This window comes from bacterium, from assembly GCA_035703895.1.
Lineage (GTDB): Bacteria > Sysuimicrobiota > Sysuimicrobiia > Sysuimicrobiales > Segetimicrobiaceae > Segetimicrobium.
The window spans coordinates 1-16,347 of record DASSXJ010000222.1; the positions used below are offsets into that span (position 1 = coordinate 1).

The 16,347-nt window shown below is 64.4% G+C and carries 17 protein-coding genes; 3 read left to right on the top strand and 14 right to left on the bottom strand.

Annotated features, from left to right (window positions below):
* Positions 1 to 373, bottom strand: a 373-nt coding sequence (locus VFP86_14745) for a diaminopimelate decarboxylase (protein HET9000893.1), incomplete at its 3' end; no start/stop codon positions are given.
* A gap of 189 nt (positions 374 to 562) precedes the next feature.
* Between VFP86_14745 and VFP86_14750 the strand changes: the two genes are divergently transcribed.
* A complete protein-coding gene (locus VFP86_14750) occupies positions 563 to 1,840 on the top strand; it encodes an integrase (GenBank protein ID HET9000894.1) in 1,278 nt (425 codons plus the stop codon).
* Positions 1,841 to 1,873: 33 nt separating this feature from the next.
* On the opposite strand, the gene VFP86_14755 is transcribed toward VFP86_14750, so the two are convergent.
* Together VFP86_14755 and VFP86_14760 are read right to left on the bottom strand one after the other, a co-directional pair.
* Positions 1,874 to 2,665 carry a hypothetical protein gene (locus tag VFP86_14755; protein ID HET9000895.1) on the bottom strand — a complete coding sequence of 264 codons (792 nt, stop codon included), beginning with the start codon at positions 2,663 to 2,665 and terminating at the stop codon, positions 1,874 to 1,876.
* Between the two features lie 160 nt (positions 2,666 to 2,825).
* The gene (locus VFP86_14760) at positions 2,826 to 3,860 is read right to left on the bottom strand and encodes an NAD-dependent epimerase/dehydratase family protein (GenBank protein ID HET9000896.1); all 1,035 of its coding nucleotides are present in this window, start codon (positions 3,858 to 3,860) and stop codon (positions 2,826 to 2,828) included.
* Positions 3,861 to 4,091: 231 nt separating this feature from the next.
* On the opposite strand from VFP86_14760, the gene VFP86_14765 reads away from it, so the two are divergent.
* Positions 4,092 to 5,270 (top strand): acetyl-CoA C-acyltransferase, encoded by a 1,179-nt coding sequence (locus tag VFP86_14765; protein ID HET9000897.1) that lies wholly within the window; start codon positions 4,092 to 4,094, stop codon positions 5,268 to 5,270.
* 65 nt (positions 5,271 to 5,335) lie between these two features.
* On the opposite strand, the gene VFP86_14770 is transcribed toward VFP86_14765, so the two are convergent.
* The 7 genes from VFP86_14770 to VFP86_14800 form a co-directional block, all read right to left on the bottom strand.
* Positions 5,336 to 6,340, bottom strand: coding sequence for a catechol 2,3-dioxygenase (locus tag VFP86_14770; GenBank protein ID HET9000898.1), 1,005 nt, complete (start codon positions 6,338 to 6,340; stop codon positions 5,336 to 5,338).
* A 244-nt stretch (positions 6,341 to 6,584) separates the two neighbouring features.
* On the bottom strand, positions 6,585 to 6,998 hold the full coding sequence (locus tag VFP86_14775; GenBank protein ID HET9000899.1) for a VOC family protein: 414 nt from the start codon (positions 6,996 to 6,998) through the stop codon (positions 6,585 to 6,587).
* Between the two features lie 64 nt (positions 6,999 to 7,062).
* The gene (locus tag VFP86_14780; GenBank protein HET9000900.1) at positions 7,063 to 7,935 is read right to left on the bottom strand and encodes a tRNA (adenine-N1)-methyltransferase; all 873 of its coding nucleotides are present in this window, start codon (positions 7,933 to 7,935) and stop codon (positions 7,063 to 7,065) included.
* A gap of 12 nt (positions 7,936 to 7,947) precedes the next feature.
* Positions 7,948 to 8,955 (bottom strand): ATP-binding protein, encoded by a 1,008-nt coding sequence (locus VFP86_14785; protein ID HET9000901.1) that lies wholly within the window; start codon positions 8,953 to 8,955, stop codon positions 7,948 to 7,950.
* On the bottom strand, positions 8,955 to 9,155 hold the full coding sequence (locus VFP86_14790) for a thiamine biosynthesis protein ThiS (GenBank protein ID HET9000902.1): 201 nt from the start codon (positions 9,153 to 9,155) through the stop codon (positions 8,955 to 8,957). The genes VFP86_14785 and VFP86_14790 overlap by 1 nt, the downstream gene beginning before the upstream one ends.
* Positions 9,152 to 9,565: a cobalamin B12-binding domain-containing protein gene (locus VFP86_14795; GenBank protein ID HET9000903.1), complete on the bottom strand. Its 414-nt coding sequence runs from the start codon at positions 9,563 to 9,565 to the stop codon at positions 9,152 to 9,154. The genes VFP86_14790 and VFP86_14795 overlap by 4 nt, the downstream gene beginning before the upstream one ends.
* Before the next feature lie 72 nt (positions 9,566 to 9,637).
* Positions 9,638 to 10,453 carry a radical SAM protein gene (locus VFP86_14800; protein HET9000904.1) on the bottom strand — a complete coding sequence of 272 codons (816 nt, stop codon included), beginning with the start codon at positions 10,451 to 10,453 and terminating at the stop codon, positions 9,638 to 9,640.
* Positions 10,454 to 10,573: 120 nt separating this feature from the next.
* Between VFP86_14800 and VFP86_14805 the strand changes: the two genes are divergently transcribed.
* Positions 10,574 to 11,614 (top strand): DinB family protein, encoded by a 1,041-nt coding sequence (locus VFP86_14805; GenBank protein ID HET9000905.1) that lies wholly within the window; start codon positions 10,574 to 10,576, stop codon positions 11,612 to 11,614.
* 6 nt (positions 11,615 to 11,620) lie between these two features.
* On the opposite strand, the gene VFP86_14810 is transcribed toward VFP86_14805, so the two are convergent.
* Genes VFP86_14810 through VFP86_14825 form a run of 4 tightly spaced genes read right to left on the bottom strand, consistent with a single transcriptional unit; the run spans position 11,621 to position 16,339 of the window.
* Positions 11,621 to 13,354 (bottom strand): methylmalonyl-CoA mutase family protein, encoded by a 1,734-nt coding sequence (locus tag VFP86_14810; GenBank protein ID HET9000906.1) that lies wholly within the window; start codon positions 13,352 to 13,354, stop codon positions 11,621 to 11,623.
* On the bottom strand, positions 13,347 to 14,345 hold the full coding sequence (locus VFP86_14815) for an electron transfer flavoprotein subunit alpha/FixB family protein (protein HET9000907.1): 999 nt from the start codon (positions 14,343 to 14,345) through the stop codon (positions 13,347 to 13,349). Before VFP86_14815 ends, VFP86_14810 begins: the two co-directional genes overlap by 8 nt.
* Positions 14,346 to 14,383: 38 nt before the next feature.
* Positions 14,384 to 15,169: an electron transfer flavoprotein subunit beta/FixA family protein gene (locus VFP86_14820; GenBank protein HET9000908.1), complete on the bottom strand. Its 786-nt coding sequence runs from the start codon at positions 15,167 to 15,169 to the stop codon at positions 14,384 to 14,386.
* 21 nt (positions 15,170 to 15,190) lie between these two features.
* Positions 15,191 to 16,339 carry an acyl-CoA dehydrogenase gene (locus VFP86_14825; GenBank protein ID HET9000909.1) on the bottom strand — a complete coding sequence of 383 codons (1,149 nt, stop codon included), beginning with the start codon at positions 16,337 to 16,339 and terminating at the stop codon, positions 15,191 to 15,193.
* Positions 16,340 to 16,347: the final 8 nt, after the last annotated feature.

Consider the following 16,347-nt stretch of genomic DNA (forward strand, 5'->3'; position numbering starts at 1 on the left):
GTTCCTCTTTCGTCTTGTTGCTTCCGTGGAGCATCAGCGCGTGTGCCGGCACGCCGGCGCGGAGCGCCGTGTGGATCTCCCCGGCCGAGACGACGTCCACGCCCATGCCTTCGTCGTAGGCCAGCCGGCAGGTCGCCATACAGCACAGGGCTTTGCTGGCAAAGATGGCCTGGGAATGAGGATACGCGTCCCGTAGCGCGGTGACGTAGGCGCGGCAGTTGTTCCGTAGGCGCGCTTCGTCCATCACGTACACGGGTGTGCCGAACTCGCGGGCGAGGCGCCGGGCACCGACTCCGCCAACGACCCATTCGCCGTTCTGCTCCTCCCCGAGGAGCAGTTCTGTTGATTGCGCTGCCGCCAGCCTGCGCTCCACTCGACCCCCCCTACACGACGGCGCCGGCCCGGAACTCCCGGACTGGCGCCGCAACAGAAGATAACATGGGCGGATTGAGGTGTCAAATGGCCGAATCGCGCCGTCTAAAATCTTACCGTGAGGCCTATCGTCACGCCATCGAAAATCTTACCGGGCGTTCTCCCCCAACCTATCGCCCCGGAGGCCCCGGTGACCCCTGCCGCTCGACGTGAGTATGTCCGTGCCGTCCGCCCACGTTATACGCTGGTCCCACAGCGCGCGAAGCCCGCCATCCTGGATGAGTTCTGCGCCACGACGGGCTATCATCGCAAGTACGCGATCACCCTCCTCAATGACCCGCAGCGGACGCGCCCCAAGCGGCACCGGCATCGGGCCCCCACCTATTCCGATGCCGTCATCACCGCCCTCGCGGCGATCTGGGAGGCGGCGGGCTATCCGTGGTCGACGCGGCTGCAGGCGCTGCTGCCCCTCTGGCTGCCGTGGGCGCGCCGCCGCTTCGCCCTCCCCTCGGACGTGGCCCGCCGGTTGCGGACGATCAGCCCCCGCACCATCGATCGCCGGCTCCAGGCGCGCAAGCGGCAGATCCGTCGCCGCTTGTATGGCCGCACCAAGCCCGGGACCCTGCTGAAGCATCACATCCCCATCCGCACCGAGCACTGGGACGTCACCACGCCCGGCTTCACCGAGGTGGACCTCGTCTCTCATTCCGGCAATTCGGCCGACGGCGACTTCCTCCAGTCGCTCAATCTCACCGACATCCATACCGGCTGGGTCGAGTCGCACGCCGTGCTCGGCAAGACGCAACGCGCGGTCCGCGCCGCCCTGGTCGAGCTGCGCGCCGCGCTGCCGTTTCCCCTGCGCGGCCTGGATTCCGACAACGGCTCCGAGTTCATCAATACCTATCTCTTCCAATACTGTCGCGGGCAGGACATCCACTTCACCCGCGGGCGCCCGTACAAGAAAGACGACAATGCCCACGTCGAGCAGAAGAACTGGACGCATGTGCGCAAGCTGTTGGGCTGGGACCGCTATGACTCGCTCGAGGCGCAGGCCGCCCTCAACGATCTCTACCGCAAGGAACTGCGCTGGATGATGAACCTCTACCAGCCCTCCGTGAAACTCGTCCGCAAAACACGCGTGGGTGCGCGGCTCCGCCGCAAGTATGATCGCCCACAGACGCCCCTGGACCGGCTCCTGGCCTCCGGCGCCGGCGAGCCTGCCCAGCTCCGGGCCTGGCAACGGCTGCGCGCCCGCCTGGATCCCTTTGCCCTCGCCGCCACCATCGACCGCAAATTGACCCAGATCTATCGCCTCGCCAATCGCCGCCACAGCCCTCGCCTCGAGCCCGCCGTCAACGGCGTTGGCAGCTCCCACCTCGTCCGCGCGCCCCGAAGCTGGAATCACGATTGGTTGTTCCGCACTCGGGCGTCCCGGCGCAGCGCCGCTGGGGCCCCGGTAAGAACTTAAATGACGTGACGATACCCTCTCGGGTAAGATTCTTTAGTGGCTTGACAGGATGGCCGAATCCAGCCCAGCAGCTTTCCTGGCAATAAGGGTTTCCATTTGACCAATTTCACTTGCGGTGTCAGTAAATGAACTCCAGTAACTACCTATAAGCTTTCGGGTGCTGGATAGACAGTACAAATCAATCAGCGCATCCTGAATGGCCAGGGGGTTATTTCTGTCTAAGCTTAATTTGGCATGGGTAATGATCCTCGTCGGAAAGATCTTCTTAATTTGGTCCTCAACTTGTGGTGAGTCAGTTGCGAGGAAGAATTTCACTTTGTTATCTTCATCGACTTCTCGTTGCATGCATTCAATGAAGCTCGACGTCGGGCTGTGTTCTATCGATTTGTCGTTATCTGTGCGTCGTATGTGCACCCCCACAACATTTTCAAAATTCCTGACATAGTGATCAATCTTTCTTTGCATAGGCGCGGCCACATGAAAGTCCGCAAAGTGCAATCTACCATAAGGAAGCCGGGAAAATGTCTCTACATAGATGAGTCCCTTTTGCTTCGCAAAGCGGCTCCGAAAAATGTCACCAAACCTCTCACCCACCTTCGCGCAATCAAGGAGCCGGCCTGATACAGAGAAGAGCTTTCTTATGCATCTTCTGCTGAACATCTCGAAGTTCTTTTCAGCGGCGATCTGAATCAACATTTTAAAGCGTTTTGGAACAAGGAATAAATCCTCAAATCGACAGTTAAGATCCGGCCCCAGGGTCCATATCACACATATACCTCGACCCGTTTCTTTTGAGAACGCAATAGCAGAATCCAGCACACGCATTCTGTTGCAGAGCCCACCTGCAGGTTCAATGACTAGCACTGAGGGGACAACCGGTCGGTGATACAGTGCGGGGCCGCGGTCTCCACCTGCGCCCCCAGCAGAGGCTGGGATAACCTTGTTGCCCGCAGGTCATCGGCTACGCCACACGTGGGTGGGCCCTTCACTCATCTGCCGCGACGGTACTCACCGTAGATGCATTGATTCCGCGTCCCACTCCACGCACGCGAGGGATCCGGCCCATTTTGATAAGCGCCGACTCGATCCACAGGTATGTTGGGATCAGTCCTTCACGCAATAAGACCCGCGGCTCCCAAGCAAGCACTTGGCGGAGCCTAGTATTATCGCTGTTGCGCCCGCGAACCCCTTGTGGTTTCGAAAGGTCGTGTCGTTTTTTGACGTGCTTGCCGGCGATCTCTGAAATGAGGTCCACTAACTCGTTGATGGTGACCAGCTCGTCAGTGCCGAGGTTCAGCGGATAAGGATAGTCACAACGCATGATCCTCACGATGCCTTCGACGCAATCGTCAACGTACATGAACGAACGGGTCTGCTCGCCATCGCCCCAGATCTCGATCTCCTCCCCGTCCGTCGCCACCGCGATTTTCCGGCAGATCGCCGCGGGGGCCTTTTCCTTGCCGCCTTCGTATGTACCCATGGGGCCGTACACGTTGTGAAAACGCACGATTCGGGTCTCAAGACCGTGATCCTCACGATAATATCCACAGAGTTTTTCCATGAAGAGCTTCTCCCACCCGTAGCCCTCTTCTGGGTCCGCCGGGTATGCGTGTTCCTCCTTCAGCGGGGTGACATCCGGACTTTCTTGCAGATACTTAGGATAAACGCACGCTGAAGACGAGAACAGAAACCGTTTCACGCCATTGAGACGCGACGCCTCAAGCATGTTCATGTTCATCATGGCGTTATTGCGCGCGATCTCGGCGTGGAACGCCGTGATGTACCCGATGCCGCCCATGTCGGCGCCCAGATGGTACACTTCATCTATCCCGCGCGTCGCAATAAGGGCGTGGTCAAAACGGCGCAGATCCAGCGGCTCGAATTCCCAAGGGGTGCTCGGTTCGAACTCTGGATGCTTGACATCAACGCCGCGCACAGTGAGTCCGTTCCGCATCAGGGACTGAGCAAGATGGTATCCGATAAACCCACCGGCGCCAGTTACGAGAACCCTCATCGCCACGGTTCATCCCCCGAACACATATTCACCGTAATTATGTTGAAAGCCCGGCCCCCTTTCCAGTGCATATGATGATGTTCTCGCGCCTATTTTCGACTCCTCCGAAGTTCCTTCCCTCATGCGTACGGACGAGGGTGTCGGCTCTTCGTTTGAAGGAGAACCGAGCCAAGGAGGTTTTGCGGTACCCGCAGGGGTAGTGTCGCGCCATGGGAATCGTTCGCCTGGAGGGGTCTCATGCGAGATGTCATGATTCTCAGCGCCGTACGCACGCCGATCGGGCGGTTTATGGGCGGCTTGGCCCCGGTGTCAGCTCCGCGGTTAGGGAGTGTCGCCATCGCCGCCGCGCTGCGTCGGGCCGGGGTCGCCCCCGATCGCGTCGACGAAGTATACATGGGCACCATCCTCGCGGCGGGGCTCGGCCAGGCGCCCGCCAGGCAGGCGGCACTCTATGCCGGATTGCCGAACACGGTCCCCGCCACTACCCTCAACAAAATGTGCGGGTCGGGGCTCAAGGCCGCTATGCTCGGCGCCCAGGCCGTCATCGCCGGCGATGCCGACGTCATCGTGGCGGGCGGAATGGAGAACATGAGCGCATCTCCGTATCTACTCGACCGGGCTCGGGCGGGGTACCGGTTGGGGCACGGGTCGCTTGTGGACTCGATGATCAAGGACGGCCTGTGGGACGTCTACAACGACATGCACATGGGGAGCTGCTGTGAGCTCCTGGTCCGTGAGCACCGGATCTCGCGAGAGGAGCAGGACGCGTTCGCGCGCCGCTCCTACACGCGTGCGCTTGCGGCGATCGAGTCCGGACACTTCCGGCGTGAGGTCGTGCCCGTCAACGTAGGTGGCGACCGGGGCGCCCCGCAAATGGTGGTCGAAGACGAGGAGCCCCGCCGGTTCGACCCCGCGAAACTCGCGACGCTGCGTCCCGTCTTCGAGGACGGCGGGACGGTGACGGTCGCAAACGCGTCCTCGATCAGCGACGGCGCCGCTGCGGTCGTGCTCGCGGCCGGTGATGTGGCCGCGCGGATCGGGGCGCGCCATCTGGCCCGGATCGTCGGTCAGGCGGTCTCCGCGACGGCTCCGGAATGGTTTACCATCGCGCCGGCCGCCGCCATCACGCGGTTGCTCGACAAGGTGGGGTGGACGCGCGACTCCGTGGACCTCTACGAGATCAACGAGGCGTATGCTGCCGTGGTGATCGCGGTGGCGCGTCAGCTCGGGCTCAACATGGACCGCGTCAACGTCCATGGAGGGGCGGTCGCGCTCGGCCATCCCCTTGGCGCCAGCGGCGCGCGAATCCTCACGACGCTGCTCTATGCGATGGAAGAGCGTGACGCCCGCCGGGGGATCGCGGCGGTCTGCCTCGGCGGCGGTGAGGCGGTCAGCTTGGCCGTCGAGCGCATGTAAGGGCGAATCTACGAACGCCAGCCTCCGTCAGTCCAGGCGCCGCCGGACTACCGAGCACCCCGTGTCTACACCCTTGCTGCGGTCGCCTCCGATTGCTTCGCCTCGTCCGCCGATACGGGCGGGGTGCCATACATGAAGAACTCTGCAGGGAGCGCACCGCCATGCCAGATAATGCCCTTGTCCAAATCCTTCTCCCGCCACGTGATTGGCTTCCAGGCAGGGTCGAAGATCAAGTAACCCGCATCGCCGAACAGTTCCACCCGGTTACCGCCGGGCTCAAGGACGTACATGAACGCGGCCTGGCTGATCCCGTGTTTGCCCGGACCGGCCTCGATCGTAATGCCGCACTCGTTGAAGACGTCCGCAATATCTGCGAGATGTTGAGGATACCCATACCAGTAGCAAATGTGGTGAAGCCTGCCGTGAGCCCCATGACCGTCTCGCATGAACGCGATTTCGTGAACCAGCGGGCTGACACTGAGCCAGGACCCAGCTTCCACCCCATTGTTGAGAATGATGTGCTCTCGCAGCCGGAATCCCAGCCGGTCCACCATGAACTCCTTGTTGGGCGTCACGTCTGAGGCGAGCAGATTGACGTGATCGATCCGACGGACCGGTACCCCCCGCAGCGGCCGCCTTTGCGGCCGGTTGAGCAGCCGGGTTTTTTGGGCCTCGGGAGCGAGGTAATAGTCGACATCCCAGAGGACCTCCATGAGATGGCCATCGGGCGTCGTGAACCGGTACGCGCGTCCATGTCCCCGGTCCCCGTCGGTCCAGCCTTGACCTTGGCCCCCTCTCTCGAGCGCCTCTGCTACTCGGTCAAGTGCCTGGGGGGAGGTGGCGCGCCAGGCGACGTGGCCAAGGCCGGGCTTCTGCCCCCATGTCACCTTGAGGCTATGGTGGTAAAAATCCTCGTAGGCCCGAAGGTAGACCGACTCGCCGTTCCGCTCCGTCTCCTCCAGTCCCAAAAGTTCCTTGAAAAACCACAGCGTCTCCTCGACCTTCGGTGTGAAGATTTCCACATGCGCAAGCTGCGCGAGATCAAACTTCGGTTCCCTCACTTCAGCCATGATCACCCCGCCTTTGCCTTCTCACGCAAAATTGGCCGCGCGGTTTGATACTCACCGAACACGCAGTTCACGGTGTCATTATCATTCCCCTCTTTGCCTTCGCGATTCGGTGGGATGAAAGCATAGCAACCTCGAAGTATCCACGCATCATATCGCTAAGGACGCCCTTCCCGAGAGGGCGTTTGATTTGGTTCACAAGCTCAACGTGCTCTTGCATCGAGCACGGAACGGGGGCCGCACCGGATTAGAATTCTTTCCACCAATCCTCCCGCAGGTGCTGCACCAGTTCAACCATGTTTCCGCCGGGGTCCTTGATGTAGACCTGCTTCATGAACCCCTCGCCCATGGTGCCGACCATGAATTCGATGCCCATCTCGGTCAGCCGCCGCTTCCAGGCTTCGATGTCGTCCACTTCGAAAGCCAGATGACTGTCCCAGACGGTGATGCGCTGTCCCGCGCCGCCTAACGACCAGTGCCCCTCTTCCCACTGGGCCAGGTGGAAGCGAGTGTCGCCCAGCTTGAACCAAGCCCCCTTGCGGGCCGGATCGATCAGCTTGCGAGGGATCTCTTCCATGCCCAGCACGTCCGTGTAGAACTTGCGGGATGCCTCTAGGTCGCGGCAGAGATACATGGCGTGTTGCAGTCGCTTCAGCTTCATCCCCTCGTCTCCTCCGTTGCCGAGGGCTGGCCCGCCGCCCCTCAGGTAAGGTAACGCACTCGGGTCACGCAGGTTCGGGCTCGCCCCCTGATTCGGTATCTTCTGGATCACCGAGGTCTACCTGATCGTCCTCCGGGCCCGACTTGATGGTCCCCTGGACTCTCCGGGCCGTGGTGAGAAAGCCCGTGTGCGCGACCATCCGGTGCGCGGGCCGCACGCTGAGGCCCTCGATGTTCCAGGGGCGCAACAGCATTTCCACGGTCTCGATCAAATCGAAGGCCCCGGTGTGTCGAAGCGCCTCCGTCGTCTGGACGACCTGAGGCACGGTGGGGACGTAGGAGCAGAAGATCCCGCCGGGGATGAGGGCCTCGACCGCGTGCCCCGCGACCCGCCACGGTTCCGGAACATCGAGGATGATCCGGTCGAGGGGCGCGTCCTCGCGCAGAATCCCGGCGTAGATGTCTTGCCGCCGGGGCACCAACGTGTCCGCGGCCCCGAGGAACCGCCGGATGTTCTGCTCGGCGATGCGGGCGAACTCGTCGCGAACCTCGTAGCTCACGACGCGGCCCCCCGGCCCCACGGCGCGCAGGAGCGTCATCGTCAGGGCTCCGGAGCCGGTGCCGGCCTCGAGCACCCGCGCCCCGGGAAAGATGTCGGCGCCGATCAGGATCGCCCCGAGGTCCTTCGGATAGACCACCTGGGCGCCACGGGGCATCTCCAGCACAAACTCAGCGAGCGTCGGCCGGAGTACCCGGAACCGCTCGCCTCGGGTGGACACCACGGTGCCGCCGTCCTCCCGACCGAGGAGCGCATCGTGAGAGACTTTGCCGCCCCGAAGGTCGCTCGTGCCTCCCGGGCGCAGCTGAATCATGTAGCGGCGTCGCCGTCGGTCGATGAGCAGCACCGGCTCGCCGGGCCGCAGCGGCCGGGATACCACGTGAATAGAGCCCTACCCCGCGGGCGCCACGGGGTGCGCCGGCACGGGCCGCTCCTGGAACGGGGTTTCGGGAGGCGGCGCGTCACTGGGGGCCCCGGGGGCCGAATGCCGGCGGATCTGCATCCGGGCCGCCGCCCGCTCGGTCATGCGGCAGAAGGCACACACCTCGGAGGTGGTCGGTTGTCCACAGTGCACGCACGCACGCAGGTCCGGATCATCTTGGGCTTGGACGAGGGGCCGTCCGCGTTCGAGGAACCCCCAATAGAGGCTTTGCTTCGTCCCCGGCGCGGCCCGCTCGAGCAGGTTGAGAGCCTCCTTGTACAGCAGGCTCTTTGCCCCCACGCTGTTGGGGCATTCGTCGATGATGTAGTCGATCCCCCGGATGATCGCGTATGCCGCGGTCTCGCGCTCGGCGATCCGATAGAAGGGCTTGACCTTCTTGACGAGGGCGGGATGGGTGCTCGGAAGAACCGGCGCCTGCCGGGCCAGGTACGCGGTCTGCCAGTGCAACAGGTTCCCGAGCAGCACTGCCGCTTCGTCATCCAGGTTGTGCCCGGTGGCGACGACGGAGAAGCCTTCGTCGAGGGCGACCTTGTTGAACAGATACCGCTTGCTCAGGCCACATGCCGAACAGCTGACCCGGCCGGTGGCCCGGGCAAAGGCTTCAACCCCCATCCCATAGTCGTGGGGAATATCCGCGATCAAAAGATCCATCTCTCGCCCGGCGGCGTACGCCTCCGCCTTCCGCTGAGACTCCCGCGAGTAGTCACCGATCCCGAGGTTGATGTAGAGGCCGGAGGTCCGGTACCCCAACCTGTGCAAGACGTCCCACAGCGCCAGGCTGTCCTTGCCTCCTGATACCACCACCAACACCCGATCGTCCCGGGTGAACATGTGCCCGCCCTCGATCGCCCGCTCCACCTGGCGATCGATGAACTCGATGAAGTGCTCGTTGCAGAACGCGGTGTGATGCCGGCGCACTTCAACCGAGGCCTGTCCCTTGCACCTCTGACACCGCATCAGGCGTCGCCTCCGGACACGACCGGTCTCAGTTCGATCGTCTCGTTCTCACCCACCTGAGCATCATGCGTGAGCAACTGCGCGCCCCGGATCACCAGGACCGTTTCGGGATTGATCCCAAGTTCGATCAGCACATCGCGGACGCGCCGTCGGCCGGTGACCTCCACCTCACGCTTCTGATGGCGGATCAGCACCTTCATGCGGCCACCCCGCGCGGTTTGACGTGGTCGCGCACCCAGGTCACGATCGTTTCCAGCGAGGTCCCGGGAGTAAACACCGCGGCGATGCCCGCCGATCGCAGCCCTATGATATCCTCGTCGGGAATAATCCCGCCCGCGAACACCACGATGTCCCCCACACCCTGCTGCCGCAGCAGATCCATGAGACGGGGCAGCAGCACGTTGTGCGCTCCTGAAAGGATGCTCAATCCGATCGCATCGACGTCCTCCTGCATGGCCGCCGAGGCGATCATCTCCGGGGTTTGGTGCAGCCCGGTGTAGATCACCTCGTAACCCGCGTCACGGAGCGCGCGTGCCACGACCTTGGCCCCACGGTCGTGGCCGTCCAGACCGGGTTTGGCGATGAGGATCCGGATTCTCGGCGTGTCCACGCCTGTCATTATCCCATAGCGAAGATGGGCGGGACAAGTCGCGGGGGCTTGTCCTGCTTGCTCTGGAGGTGATCAAAAGAGCCCGACTTGCTCCGGCTCGGCGGGAGGTTGAATATACCGGGGTTGAAGTGGACCGACCCGCGCCTTCTCCTGCGCGACGATCTCCGCAATCTCGCGCACATATGCCGGCGGCGCGTACTGTCCTGGATAGAGACGGCGGTACAGCGGAAGCAGTTCTGGGTGCTGGCGAGAGAGGAACCGGTGAAACGCATCCTTCGTCACGTGGCCCAGGTACAGGACGCGATGGCCGACGAAGCTCACCCCTGCTCCCGCGGCGGCCCGGATTACCTCCGCGAGAGATTCGGGGTTGTCGGTCAGCCCGGGGAGGACGGGTGCGAGAAGCACGCCCGTGCGGATCCCGCGGTCCACCAGCATCCGGACGGCACGGAGCCGCTGAGCGGGCGGCGCGACCGTGGGCTCGATCTCTCGGGCTCGCTGCCGGTCCATCGTCGCAATGCTTACGCATACGGTCACCCCGGCGCGCCCAGCCATCTCCGCGAGAATGTCGAGGTCACGCACGATCAGGGGGCATCGGGTCACAATGCCGACCGGAGTGCGAAAATCGCGCAGTGCCTCCAAGATGCCCCGCGTGATGCGATACCGTCCCTCAATCGCCTGATAGGGGTCGGTGGCCGTGCCGAGGGCCACTTCCTCCCGCTTCCACGTCGAGCGGCTCAGCTCGCGCCGCAGCACCACTGGGGCATTCACCTTCACGAAGATCTTGGACGACCAGCCGTCTACTCCGTCCTCATCGAGGAACCAATGAGTGCGCCGGGCATAGCAAAAGGGCACGCATGCGAGCACCCCCGGTATGGGTTGATGGACCACCGGAACGGCATCCCGGTGACCCGGTTCAGGACGGACTTCACGTCGATCTCGGCGAACTCTTTAGCGGCCATGGTGCTCCCATGATAGTACGAACACTTGTTCGAGTCAATGGGGGTCTTTATGAAGGCGATCGAGCTGTTCCCTTACTGGGCGGACAACCGGGCTCACCTGATGGAGGTCGCGGCCACGCTCCGGGATGAGGATTTGGAGTTCCGCCCCGCGCCGGGGTTTCGGTCTGTGGGAGAGGTGCTGCGGCACATGGTCACGACCGAGGAGAACTGGTGGCACGGTGGGATCCACGGGAAGCCCTATGACGAATGGCGTCCCGCTGGGTGGGAGCGCTTGACCGATGAAGAAAAGGCCGAGTACCGGCGGCAGCAGTTTCCGACGGCCGGGGCGATTCTGGAGGGGCTCCGGGCGGCGCACGCCCCCCTGGAGTCCTTTCTGAACGAGGTGGATGCCGCCGACCTGTGCGAGAAACGCCGCGCCATCTGGGGCGAGGACAATACGCTTCGGTGGATCCTCTGGCACCTTGTTGAGCACGACCAGCATCATCGCGCTCAGCTCTACTCACGCGTGCGGATGCGCGGGTACAACCCGTCCCAGATCTGGCCACGGTCCGGCGTGATGGGACGGACCCCGGCGCGCGAGTGGCGTGGAGACGAGGTGGCGATCGCCGACATCGTGCCCTTCTGGAAGCAGGTCCATGGCACGCTGCGCCGGGCCACCAGCGCCCTGACCGACGCCGATCTCACCTTTGCGCATGCGCCGGGGCGCCCGACGATCCACGACCTCATCCTCCACATGTTCATCTGGGAAGATTTTCTGATCCGCCAGAATCTGGGGAAGCAGATGGGGACGGCCAGCGGCAAGATTCAAGGGTGGTTCTGGCGATCGGATGTCTCCCAGATGGCGCGCAACGTCGGCCCCTACTTCCCCACGGTCGGCGCGCTGATCGAGGGGATGGATGCGGTCCACGCCGCCACCCGGGCGTTCGTGGATGGGCTCGCCGTGGCGGACGTCGCGAAGGCCGTAGAGACGCCGCGGGGACCGGAAACGGTGCACCACGTGCTGTGGTACGCGCGCGAGCACACCGTCCACCACCGCGCCCAGCTGTTTTTCCGGATGCGGATGGCGGGGCGGACGCCGCCGGAGATCTGAGCGAAGCTACAAGACTGCCGACTCCCGGTACTCGCCGTAGACGGCTCGGAAGACGTCGCAGATCTCGCCCAGGGTGACCCGTGCGCGAACCGCGTCTACGATCGCGGGCATCGTGTGTCCCCCCTCCGCGGTCACACGGTGGAGCGCGTCCAGCGCGCGTCGCGCGGCCGCCTGATCGCGCGTGTTACGGACGCGCTGCAGACGCTCGATCTGGCGGCGCTCGACGGCCGGGTCGATCCGCAACAACGGGATGGGCCGCTCCTCCGAGGAGACGAACTCGTTCACCCCCACGATCACCCGCTCTTTCCGCTCGAGGGCCTGCTGGTCGCGATAGCTGCTCTCGGCGATTTCCCGCATCGGGTAGCCCCGATCGATCGCGGCCAGCATCCCTCCCATCTCATCGATCTTGTGGATATAGGCCCCCGCCTCGGCCTCCATCCGGTCCGTCAGATGTTCGATGAAGTACGCGCCACCGAGCGGATCGACCGTGTTTGTCACCCCGGTTTCGTGGGCAATGATCTGCTGCGTGCGAAGCGCCAGCGTGACGGCGTCCTCGGTGGGCAGCGCGTAGGTCTCGTCCATAGAGTTCGTATGGAGCGATTGCGTCCCCCCGAGCACGGCCGCGAGCGCCTGCAGCGTCGTGCGCACGACGTTGTTCATCGGCTGTTGGGCCGCCAGGCTGACGCCGGCGGTCTGTGCGTGGGTCCGCAGCGTCCACGACCGCGGGTTCTTGGCATGGAACCGGTCGCGCATGATGCGGGCCCACATCCGCCGGGCCGCCCGGAACTTGGCGACCTCTTCGAAGAAGTCGTTATGGACGTCGAAGAAGAACGACAACCGGGGCGCGAACGCATCGACGTCCAGTCCGGCCTCACACCCCGCCTGCACGTACGCGATTCCGTCGGCGAGGGTGAACGCCAGTTCCTGAACCGCGGTGGCCCCGGCCTCGCGGATGTGGTACCCGCTGATGCTGATCGTGTTCCAGCGCGGCACCTCGCGGGTGCAGTAGACGAGAATATCCTGGATCAGCTTCATGCTGGGTCGCGGGGGGACGATCCATTCCTTTTGCGCGATGAACTCCTTGAGCATGTCGGTTTGGCTCGTGCCGCCGATCGCCCGCGGGCTGATCCCTCGGGCCGTGGCCACCGCGACGTACATGGCGAGGAGGACGTTGGCCGGGGCGTTGATCGTCATCGAGGTCGTCACGCGATCGAGTGGGAGATCGCGGAGGAGCAGGTCCACGTCCTCCACGGTGTCTACCGCGACGCCTTCCCGGCCCACCTCTCCCAACGCTTTGGGGTGATCGGAATCGTATCCCATCAGGGTCGGCATATCGAACGCGACCGAGAGACCGGTCTGGCCCTGGCCGAGCAAGTAATGAAATCGCGCGTTGGTGTCCTCGGCGCCGCCGTATCCCGCAAACATGCGCATCGTCCATAGACGGCTGCGGTACATCGTGGGGTAGATCCCCCGGGTGAACGGGTAGCCGCCGGGGAGCCCCAGGTCGCGGGCCTCATCGAGAAGGACCAGGTCCGCCGGGCCGTAGAGGCGGTCGACCTCGAGGCCGGAGAGGGTCGTGAATCGCCCGCTGCGTTCGGGCTGGCGCGCGAGCGTGGGGCGCAGCACAGTCTCCTCCCACGCCGCGCGCCCCGCGTCGCCCTGGGCGCGGCGCTCCGGCGGCCGCTTTCGGCCGGCGGGCTTCCGGCGGGGTGTCAGGGGCCGGCGCTTGGCTCTAGCCACGCGAGGACCTCCGGAGCTTGCGCACTTCCTCCGTCAGGAGCGGCAGCACCTGAAAGAGATCGCCGACGACGCCGTAGGACGCGATCGAGAAGATCGGAGCCTGGGGATCCTTGTTGATCGCAACGATCCACCGCGACCCCGACATCCCAGCCAGATGCTGGGGCGCCCCTGAGATGCCGCAGGCGATGTACAGCTGTGGATTCACGGTCTTTCCCGTCTGGCCGATCTCATAGTCGTGCGGCACCCACCCGGAGTCCACCGGAGGGCGGCTCGAGCCCACCGCGGCCCCGAGGACGCGCGCGAGCTCTTCCAGGATCGAGAAGTTTTCGGGCCCTCGAAGCCCCCGCCCGCCGGAGACGATGATATCGGCTTCGGTGAGCGGCAACGTCTCTCGCGCAATCGCCTTGACCTCGAGAACCTGCGTGCGCACCGCCGCCGGATCGAGCGTGACCGAGACGGGGAGTACCTCGGGAAGCCGCGACGAATCCGGGGCGGTGGGAGGAAAGATGTTGGGCAGGACGACAGCGATCCTGGGCCCCTCCCCGCGAAAGGCGACGCGGGCGAGCGCCTTACGCGTCATCACCGGTCGGGTCACCTCCACCTGGTCGCCGTCGATCTCGACCGCGGCACAATCGGTGACGATTCCGGCGTCCACGCGGGCGGCGAGCCGGGGGGCGAGGTCGCGGCCGGACGCGGTGCTGCCGACCAACAGCAGGAACGGCTGTTCCGTCGTCACGATGGGCTCGATCACCGCGAGATACGCGTCGGTCGTGTACTGTCCGAGGAGGGGATCGTCGGCGACCCTGACCACGTCCGCGCCGTGGGCCCCCAGGTCCTTCGACGTCTCCTGAATCCCGGACCCCAGCGCCAGGGCTACGACCTGTCCGCCGAGTTCCTCCGCAAGGCTCCTGGCTTTGCCGAGGAGCTCGTACGTGATCTTCCGCGGCCGGCCGTCCGCATACTCCGCAAGCACCCACACGTCACGGCCCATCAGTCATCCGTTGCCTTTCACAAGCGACCTGGCTCACGTCAGAGCACCTTGGCCTCGTCCCGCAGGAGTCGCACTAGTTCCTTGACCATCTCGGCCGGCTCCCCTTCGAGGATCCGCCCCGCCTGCCGCTGAGGGGGCGGCGTATACCCGAGCACCTCGGTCCGCGCGGCGACGCCGCCCGCCTCTTGGAGGGTCAGCCCGAGGTCCCCCAACGTCTTCACAGCGATCGCGGTCCGCTTCGCCTTCATGATGCCCGGAAGCGACGGGTATCGCGGTTCGTTGATGCTGCGCTCGACGGTGATCACCGCCGGAAGGGTGACCTCCAGGACCTCGACGGCGCCCTCGACTTCCCGGTGCGCCATCGCCTTTCCGGTGGACAGCTCCAGCTTGGTGACCGCGGTCGCCTGCGTGAACCCCAGGAATTCCGCCAGCGCCGGACCGACCACCGCCGCGTTGTCGTCGGTGGACAGCTTCCCGCAGATGACGAGATCGCACCCCTGCGCGCCGATCGCGGCTGCCAGCGCGCGGGCCACGCCCAGATGGTCGGCGCCGTCCAGCGCCGGATCCTCGATATGGATCGCGGCATCGGCCCCCATCGCCACTCCTTGGCGCAGCGCCTGGGCGGCCGCGGACGGGCCGACGGTGACCACGGTCACCGTTCCGCCCGTTTTCTCCTTGATGCGCAGGGCTTCCTCGACGCCGTGCTCGTCGTAGTAGTTCAGCTTGAAGGGGAGCCCGCTTTCCTCGATCCCCCCGCCGTCCGCACGGATTCGAATCGGCGCCTCCGTGTCGGGCACGTATTTGACGCACACGACGACGTTCATTTCACGGCACCCGTGCCTCGCTCATGATGACGTCCCCAGGAGCTGGCGGGCGATCACCATCCGTTGGACCTCGGATGTCCCCTCGTAAATCTCCGTGATCTTCGCATCTCGAAAGTGCCGCTCCACCGGGTAATCCTGAATATACCCGTACCCGCCGTAGATCTGCACGGCCTGCGTCGCCGTCCACATCGCCGTTTCGGACGCAAACAGCTTCGCGACCGCTGCCTCTCGGGTGTGGCGGCGACCCTGATCCCGGATCCATGCCGCTCGGTAGGTCAGCAACCTCCCGGCCTGGATCCTGGTGGCCATGTCGGCGATCTTCCACTGGGTCGCCTGAAACTCGGCGATCGGGCGCCCGAACTGCCGGCGCTCCTTGGCGTATGCCACCGCGTCTTCCATCGCCGCCCGCGCGATCCCGAGCGCCTGCGAGGCGATCCCGATTCTGCCGCCGTCCAGGGTGGCCAGGGCGATATGAAACCCCTTGCCACGCTCTCCCAGCAGCCGGTCCTTGGGCAACCGGCAGTCTTCCAGGACGATCTCGCACGTGCTGCTCGCGCGAATGCCGAGCTTGTGCTCGACCTTGCCCACCGCGAGCCCGGGATCACCCCGCTCGGCGATGAACGCGCTGATACCCCCGCTTCCCGATGCCGCTTCGCTCCGCGCGTAGACGATGAGCACGTCGGCCTCGACGCCGTTCGTGACGAAGATCTTGGTCCCGTTTAGGACCCAGTGATCACCCGCATCCTGCGCGGTGGTCTGCAGGGAGGCCGCATCGGACCCCGCGGTAGGCTCGGTGAGACAGTAGCACCCGATCTTGCGGCCGCGCGCGAGCTCCGAGAGGTACGTGCGCTTCTGATGCTCGGATCCGAACGCGAAGATGGGGTAGCAGTCGAGCGAGTTGTTGACGGACACGACGGCCGACAGCGCCGCCTCGGCGCGCGCGATCTCCTCGATCACGATGCAACAGGAGACGGCATCCATCCCGCCACCGCCGTACGCCTCGGGGATGAATACGCCCATCAATCCCATCTCTCCGAGCTCTCGAATCAACTCCGGAGGATATCGTCCAGCGCGGTCCATCTCCGCGGCCAGAGGAAGCAGCCGGGAGGTGGCCCACTCGCGAACAGTGCTCTGGACGAGGCGATGTTCCTCGCTCAGATCAAACTCCACCGATGCTC